5 protein-coding genes are annotated in these 8,005 nt (G+C 60.6%); 4 read left to right on the top strand and 1 reads right to left on the bottom strand.

From position 1 onward, the window contains the following. Positions 1–164: 164 nt before the first annotated feature. The 4 genes from ACPRTJ_RS01340 (at position 165) to ACPRTJ_RS01325 (ending at position 6,965) form a co-directional block, all read left to right on the top strand. Complete coding sequence (locus ACPRTJ_RS01340) at positions 165–2,699, top strand: TonB-dependent siderophore receptor (RefSeq protein ID WP_426427852.1); 2,535 nt, start codon at positions 165–167, stop codon at positions 2,697–2,699. Between the two features lie 185 nt (positions 2,700–2,884). Continuing rightward, entirely contained in the window at positions 2,885–3,394 is a 510-nt protein-coding gene (locus ACPRTJ_RS01335) for an RNA polymerase sigma factor (protein WP_213607246.1), read from the top strand. Then, positions 3,395–4,348, top strand: a complete 954-nt coding sequence (locus tag ACPRTJ_RS01330; RefSeq protein WP_426427850.1) for a FecR family protein — start codon at positions 3,395–3,397, stop codon at positions 4,346–4,348. Positions 4,349–4,454: 106 nt separating this feature from the next. Next, complete coding sequence (locus ACPRTJ_RS01325) at positions 4,455–6,965, top strand: TonB-dependent siderophore receptor (protein ID WP_116053330.1); 2,511 nt, start codon at positions 4,455–4,457, stop codon at positions 6,963–6,965. A 63-nt stretch (positions 6,966–7,028) separates the two neighbouring features. On the opposite strand, the gene ACPRTJ_RS01320 is transcribed toward ACPRTJ_RS01325, so the two are convergent. After that, the gene (locus ACPRTJ_RS01320) at positions 7,029–7,985 is read right to left on the bottom strand and encodes an alpha/beta hydrolase (protein WP_213607248.1); all 957 of its coding nucleotides are present in this window, start codon (positions 7,983–7,985) and stop codon (positions 7,029–7,031) included. Positions 7,986–8,005: the final 20 nt, after the last annotated feature.

The raw sequence follows: 8,005 nt of genomic DNA, 5'->3' as shown, positions 1-8,005 counted from the left end.
AATTCGTCTTCCATTGGGTTCCACGAAGAATCCGATGGAAGTCCGGCCTGCGTGCCCCTTAGGCATTGGCGCGGAAGTGGCAGCAAGGAATGCCCATTGACTGATCAGTGGCCCTGAAGAGGCGACGATCTTCCGACGAATGATATCTGGGGTGATCCAACACTATGAAGGTTGAGCAAAAAAGGCGTGCACCACGTGTGCTGAAAAATTCACTGGCCACCTGGCGTACTTCGGCTTCCATCATCGTGTTGGGGTTGGCACTGGGTGCCAGCGGCGGTGTGTATGCACAGAGTGTGGCGGTCAATATCCCCGCCCAATCCCTGGAGAAGGCCCTGATCGATCTGGGCAACCAGACCGGTTTGCAGATTCTCTACGGGCCTGACCTGGTCACTGGCAAGAAGGCCCCGGCCGTGGTGGGCACCATGGAGCCGCAGCAGGCGCTGGAGCAGCTGCTGCGCAATGCCGGGCTGAGGTATCGCATCGAAGACAACACGGTGTTGCTGACCAATGAAGCCGCTTCAAACTCTGCGCTGGAACTGGATACCACCACCATCCAGGGTCAGGGCATGGGGCAGATGACCGAGAATACCGGTTCCTATACGCCCAGCCTGACCAGTGTCGGCTCCAAGACCCCGACCAGCCTGCGCCAGACCCCGCAGTCGGTTTCGGTCATTACCCATCAGGTGATTCAGGACAAGGGCATGGTCGATCTGACCGATGCCATGAAGATTGCACCAGGCATTACCGTGCAGAATTCCACCGACCGGCTGTCGACCTACTTTTCTCGAGGTTTTGCCATCGAGAACATCCAGATCGATGGAGCGGCGCCCATGGCCCTGGGTACCACGGCAGGCAGCTTCTACTCGAACAAGAACTACAACCTGGTAGAGTTCGATCACGTCGAAGTCCTGCGTGGGGCCTCGGGTCTTTTCGGCGGCACTGGCGATCCGGGCGGCATCATCAACCTTGTGCGCAAGCGCCCATTGGACACCTATCAATTGAAGGTCGAGGCATCGGCCGGTTCCTGGGACAACTACCGTACGCAACTGGATGTCACCGGCCCTATGGCCTTCGACGGAAAACTGCGCGGACGATTGGTCACCGCCTACACGGACCGGCAGTATTTTCTCGACGAACGAAGCACCGAGCTGCCCACGATCTACGGTGTGCTCGAGGCCGACGTGCTGCCCGGCACTCGCCTGACCGTGGGCGGGCGTTACGAGCGTATTCATGAAAACGGTTCGGGAACCGGGCTTCCGCGTTTCAGCACCGGCGGTGATCTGGGCCTGCCACGCCATACCAACCTGAGCCAGAGCTGGGCTTATCAGGATGGCCGCTCGCAGGAACTGTTCGCCAAGATCGACCATGAATTGTCAGACCGCTGGAAAGTGAACCTGAGCTATACCCAGACGCAAGATGTGGGTATGAAAAAAGGCTCCTTTTCCGTGGGCGCGCTCAACCCGGTCACCGGGCTCGGCCCGATGTGGCTCGGTTCGAACTCTCGCTATCGGAGCGACCAGCAACTGTGGGACGTGAACGTTGCCGGAAAATTCGACCTGCTGGGCCGTGAGCATGAATTCCTCATGGGCGCCGACCATCAGCGCATCACCAGCCGCTGGCAGGGTACGCCACAATTGGCCGGTGCCTTTGGCGCCATCGATGTCTACGACCCGAAGTCGACCCCCTGGATCGAACCACCTATCCGCAAGGACTGGGTCAGCGACTATGACCCCAACTCGCAAGTGCAGTACGGGCTCTACTCCACGTTGCGGATGCACGTTGCCGATCCGCTGCGCCTGATCGTCGGCGCCCGGGTGCAACGCTACAAGTTCGACCAGGTCTACCGCGAGTTCGATGGCAGCACCGGGGCGTGGTCAGTGGCCTCGGACGTGTCGGTCCGTGAACCGACGAAGGTCGTGCCCTATGGCGGTGTTGTGTATGACCTGAATGAGGAGTGGTCGGCATACGCCAGCTACTCGGAAATCTTCAAGCCGCAGCAAAGCAACCTTCAAGGACCGCTGCCGGGAAGCCCGGTCGAGGCCATGACCGGTGAAACCTATGAAACCGGTATCAAGGGCGAGTTGTTCGGCGGTGCGTTGAACACCTCGATCGCGCTGTACTACACCAAGCGCGAAAACCAGGCCGTCGAAGACCCTGCCTACCCGTTGACCTCGGTGCTGTTCGGAGGCAACTGCTGCTACCTGACCCAGGGCAAGGTGGTCAGCAAGGGCATCGACCTTGAGGTCAGTGGTGAGGTGTTGCCGGACTGGAGCGTCATTGCCGGCTATACCTACAACAACAACCGTAACCGCAACAACGGTGATGTGTTCAGCGGGGTCACGCCCAAACACCTGTTCAAACTGTGGTCGACCTACCGTCTGCCGGGCGACTTCAATGACCTGAAGATAGGCGGTGGGGTCAATCTCCAGAGCGCGAACTATGTCAACGGTTCGGCATCGGTACTGGACCCTGCCACCGGCGCAGTGGTGGGCAACGAGCGCTACGAATACCGCCAGGCCGGCTATGCGGTGTGGAATGCCATGGCGGAGTACCGGCTTGATGATCACTGGTCGGTGCTTTACAACCTCAACAACGCGTTTGACAAGAAGTACTACTCCACTGTCGGCTCCTCGGCACTGGGCAACTGGTACGGCGATCCGCGCAATCACATGCTGACGTTGCGTGGTACGTTCTGGTAATCCGCACTCTTTTCGAAAAGCCCGTTCTGATGCGGGCTTTTTTGTGGGCGGTGGCGGCTTAAACGGAGGTCGTCCGCTTCCTGCATGACGCCAATGTTTTTTGATATTGCGAACGATTCTCAAAATTCGTACCCTAGCGCTCCCGCCACCTGTGCTCCTGCACATGGATCGCTCTGGAGTGTGCATTGGATAATCTGGATCGGTTGTTTCGCCTCTATCACCGCGAACTGCAGCAGATTGCCTACCGCCGCCTGGGCGATCGGGAAATGGCGGCAGACCTCACTCAGGACGCCTTCGTGCGTTACGTCGGCCTTGACCGTCAACAGCGCACGCATTCGATTGCCAATCCGCGCTTTTTCCTGATCCGCGTGCTGCGCAACCTGATCATCGACCTGGGGCGCAGCCGCACTCGGCGTGGGCCGGTCGGCTCGCTTGACGAGGTCGAGCATGAACTGCTCGATCCATGTCCGGGACCCGCCGCGCTGTTCGAGTTGCGCCAGCAACTGATGCTGTTGCAGCAGGCCCTGGACGAATTGCCCGTCAACTGCCGCCAGGCCCTGCTGCTCAATCGCCTCGAAGGGCTGGGCCATGCGGCCATCGCCGAGCGGCTCGGGGTCTCGGTGAGCATGGTCAGCAAGTACATCATGAGCGCCTTGCTGCACTGTGCTCGACGCCTCGAAATGATGGATGACTGAATGAGGCGCGAGAGCAGCGGTTTTTGTTCAGGCAAGGCATCCACAGTGCTGACCGAGCAGGCCTTGCAGTGGTTGGTCGACCTGCATTCGGGCGACGCCGAGGCGCCTGCCTGGGACGCCTACCTGCAGTGGTGCGAAACATCACCGCAACACCAGCATGCCGCCCACGCGGCGGAGCGCCTGTGGGAGCGGCTGGGCAGTGCATTGGAGCGGCCGCCTGCATCGTCGCGCAGGGTGCCGTTGTTGGGTTTGACAATAGCCTTGAGCCTTGCGGGGGGGCTCTACTGGCAGGCTCAAACCCAAGGTTGGGTAGCCGACCAGGTGACCGCTCTGGGCGAGCACCGCACGTTGAACCTGGCCGATGGCTCGCGCCTGGAGCTGGCGCCGCACACGCGTGTGGATATAGATCTGGAAGGCGATCGCCGGGTGTTGCGTTTGTACGCCGGGGAGCTCTTTGTGCAGGTCGCAGCCGATGCACAGCGTCCGTTCGAGGTACTGGCTGGCAACGGGCGCATGCGCGCGCTGGGTACCGGCTTCGATGTGCGACGCGAGGGCGAGCAGGTGCGGATGGTGGTGACCGAGCATTCGGTGCGGGTGACGCTCGAGGGGGATGCGCAGGCTGTTGACGTTGACGCCGGCCAGGCGGTGCAGTTCGGTCCGCACGGCTTGGAGGATGCGCAAGCGGTGGATATCGCATCGGCAACCGCGTGGCGTCGCGACCGCCTGGTGTTCAACCAGCAGCCGCTGGGTGAGGTGCTGGAGCAGATCGGCCACTACCACCGCGGCCTGATCTGGGTGCGCGACTACGACCTGCGCCGCTTGCCGGTCACCGGTGTCGTTGCAACCGATGACACTCACGCCCAGTTGCAATTGCTGCAGCGCACCTTGCCGCTACGCGTGCGGCAGTTCCCATGGTTGACCGTGATCGAGCGAGACGACGCACGGCAAAAGTAGGGCCTGCGCAGAAATAATTGATTGTTGCCACTGTCGGGTTTCAGAGGGCTGACGTCTTTCCTTTCGAGATTGATTTTTATTTCGCTGATTTCAGCAGGGGAGCGTTATGCCGTATCTGATCAGACAAACCGCCTTGAGCCTGGCGATCGTGACAGCGAGCTGCGTGGGTGTCAGCCTACCGGCCAGGGCGGTGGATCACCAACACGCCGTTGAGCAGGTCTTCGATGTTGCGCCAGGCCCGCTTGACCAGGCACTGACGCGGTTTGCCGATCAGGCGGGGTTGCGCCTGATGGTTGCCAGTGAAGTAGTGACCCGCCAGCATTCGCAAGGGCTGCACGGGCGTTACGCGGTACAGCAGGGGCTTGATCGATTGTTGTTGGGCAGTGGCTTGAGCGCCAGGCTCAGCGGCGATGTGATCCTGGTCGAAAGAACTCCTGCGCTGGGGGCGGCTCTGGAACTCGGTACCACCACCATCCAGGGCCAGGGCATGGGGCAGATGACCGAGAATACCGGTTCCTATACGCCCAGCCTGACCAGTGTCGGCTCCAAGACCCCGACCAGCCTGCGCCAGACGCCGCAGTCGGTTTCGGTCATTACCCATCAGGTGATTCAGGACAAGGGCATGGTCGATTTGACCGATGCCATGAAGATGACGCCGGGTATCACTGTGCGCAACTCGAACGAGCGCATCAACGACTTCTACTCCCGCGGCTTTGCCATCGAGAACATCCAGATCGATGGTGCAGCCCCCATGGCGCTGGGCACTACAGCGGGCAGCTTCTATTCAAGCAAGGTCTACAACCTGGCCGAGTTCGATCACGTTGAAGTACTGCGTGGTGCTTCAGGCCTTTTTGGTGGTACGGGCGACCCCGGTGGCATCATCAACCTGGTGCGCAAGCGCCCATTGGACACCTATCAATTGAAGTTCGAGGCGTCTGCGGGTTCATGGGACAACTACCGTAGCCAGGTCGACATCACGGGGCCGATGGGCTTCGACGGCAAGCTGAGGGGGCGACTAGTAGCGGCCTATACCGACAGGCAGTACTTCATGGATGAGCGCAGTTCGCAGAGCCCTACGCTTTACGGCATTCTGGAGGCGGACGTGTTGCCCAGCACACGCCTGACCATCGGTGGACGTTCCGAGCGTATCAATGAGAACGGTGCCAGCGCCGGCCTGCCTCGCTACAGCGACGGCAAGGATCTTGGTTTGCCGCGCCATACCAACCTGAGCGAGAGCTGGGCGTTCCAGGACGGTCGGTCGGATGAGGTGTTTGCCAAGGTCGATCACGAGCTGTCGGATGACTGGAAGCTTAACGTCAGTTACACCCAGACTCAGGACTCCGGGTTGCAGAAGCGCGCGTTCAACGTGGGCAGTGTCAACCCGGTGACGGGCACCGGGGCAACGCGCTTCGGCAGTGTGGCGCGCTACCGCAGCGATCAGCAATTGGCGGACGTTAACCTGGCGGGTAAATTCAACCTGTTCGATCGCCAGCATGAGTTTTTGATGGGGGCAGATCATCAGCGAATCACCAGTCAATGGAGGGGCACCGGGCAACTGGCAGGCGCCTTCGAGCCAATCAACGTGTTCGATCCCGGTTCCACTCCGTGGCCAAACCCACCCACCACCAAGGATTGGCTGGCTGATTACAACCCCAATACCCAGATCCAGTACGGTCTCTACTCGACCCTGCGGCTGCAACTGGCCGAACCTCTGCACCTGATCGTTGGTGCTCGTGCGCAACGGTACAAGTTCTATCAGACGTATCAGGAAAGGGGCGTTGCACCGGCTTATCTTTCTACCCGAGAGCCCACCAAGGTGGTTCCATATGGTGGCGTGGTATATGACCTGAATGATGAGTGGTCGGCGTATGCCAGCTATTCGGAAATCTTCAAGCCACAGCAGAACAAACTTGAAGGCCCAACGCCTGCACCGGGTACCGAATCCAGCAATTCGATCGAACCCATGACCGGCAAGACCTACGAAACCGGTATCAAGGGGGAGCTGTGGGGCGGTGCCGTCAACACCTCCTTCGCTCTGTATTACACCAAGCGTGAGCACGAGGCTGTTCTAGACCCTGCTTATCCGGTAACGACCGTTCCGTTTGGTGGCAGCTGCTGTTATGTGACGCAGGGCGAAGTGGTCAGCAAGGGTGTGGACATGGAGGTCAGCGGTGAGCTGCTTCCCGACTGGAGCCTGATGGCGGGTTACACCTATAACCACAACCAGAATCGTAACGACGACACGGTGTTCAGCAGCCTGACCCCCAAACACCTGTTCAAGCTATGGTCCACATATCGTCTGCCAGGCGAATTCAATGACTTGAAAATCGGCGGCGGGGTGAACCTGCAGAGTGCCAACTATGTCAGTGGAACCGCAGCGGTGCTGGACAACACAGGTGCGGTCATTCGCAACGAAAGCTATGAATATCGCCAGGCAGGCTACGCCGTGTGGAACGCCATGGCCGAGTATCGTCTCGATGATCATTGGAGCCTCACCTACAACCTCAACAACGTGTTCGACAAGACCTATTATTCGACAGTAGGCTCTTCGGTTGCCGCCAACTGGTACGGTGAGCCGCGTAACCACATGCTGACGTTGCGGGGTACGTTCTGGTAATCGCCAACGCCACAAAAAAGCCCGCAACGCTGCGGGCTTTTTCATGGGCGCCACCTGCCTCGACTACAGCGAGGCCAACCAGCGGTCCACCGCCGTATAGATCGCCTCGACATCCGCCACAATCCCGCCCATGCGCAGAAAATCGTGGGTCAGCCCCTGCTGCACCTTCAACGTCACCGAAGTACCGCTGGCCTCCAGCAGGCGGGCGTATTCCAGCCCTTCGTCAAACAGCGGGTCGTATTCGGCCAGGCTCACATACGCCGGGGCCAGTTCGCCCAGCCCGCTGGCCAGCAACGGCGAGACGCGCCAGTCCAGGTGCTGCGCCGGGTCGGCACTGTAATGGTGGTAGAACCATTCCAGCGTGGCGGTCTCGAGCAGGTAGTCATGGGCATAGCGGCGATGCGAGTCGCGCTGGCGCGAGGTATCGGTGACCGGATAGAACAGTAGCTGCGCCCTGGGCTTGAGCTGCAACGCCTGTGGCTGCTTGACCGCCGTGATCGCCAGCACGGTGGCCAGGGTGGCGCCGACGCTGTCGCCCGCGAGTGTCACCCGCTGGTTGTCCAGGTGCAGCGCCGTGGCCTGTTCAGCCAGCCAGTTGGCGGCATCCAGCGCATCATGCACGGCGGTCGGGAACGGGTATTGCGGGGCCAGCCGGTAAGCCGGCGCCAGCACCGCCTGGCGCCCGCTTGCTGCCAGGCGGCGGCAGATGGAGTCATGGGAGTCCAGGCTGCCGACCACATAACCGCCACCATGAAAGAACAGCAGCGTTGGCAGCAACGCCGTGTCGCTGGCATCGGCGCGGTAAAGACGCGCCGCGATGGACTGGCCGTCGCGGGTTGGAATGCTCAGGGTAGTAACGTTGATGGCGCCTGGCGGGCAGGGGTCGAGCACTTGCGAGGTGGTTTCGAACTGCGTGCGCGCCAGTGCCAGATCAAGTTCGTGCAGCGCGCTGCTCTTGCCACTCAGGCGGCCCATCTGGGCCAGTTCCAGGAAGCCTTCGAGGTCGGGATCCAGAGGCATGTAGAGGTTCCTTGCAAAGC

Origin of the sequence: Pseudomonas palmensis (assembly GCF_049942755.1) — a bacterium.
Lineage (GTDB): Bacteria > Pseudomonadota > Gammaproteobacteria > Pseudomonadales > Pseudomonadaceae > Aquipseudomonas > Aquipseudomonas palmensis.
Note: the sequence above shows the minus strand (reverse complement) of the source record. Positions and strands in the feature narration are given on the sequence as shown.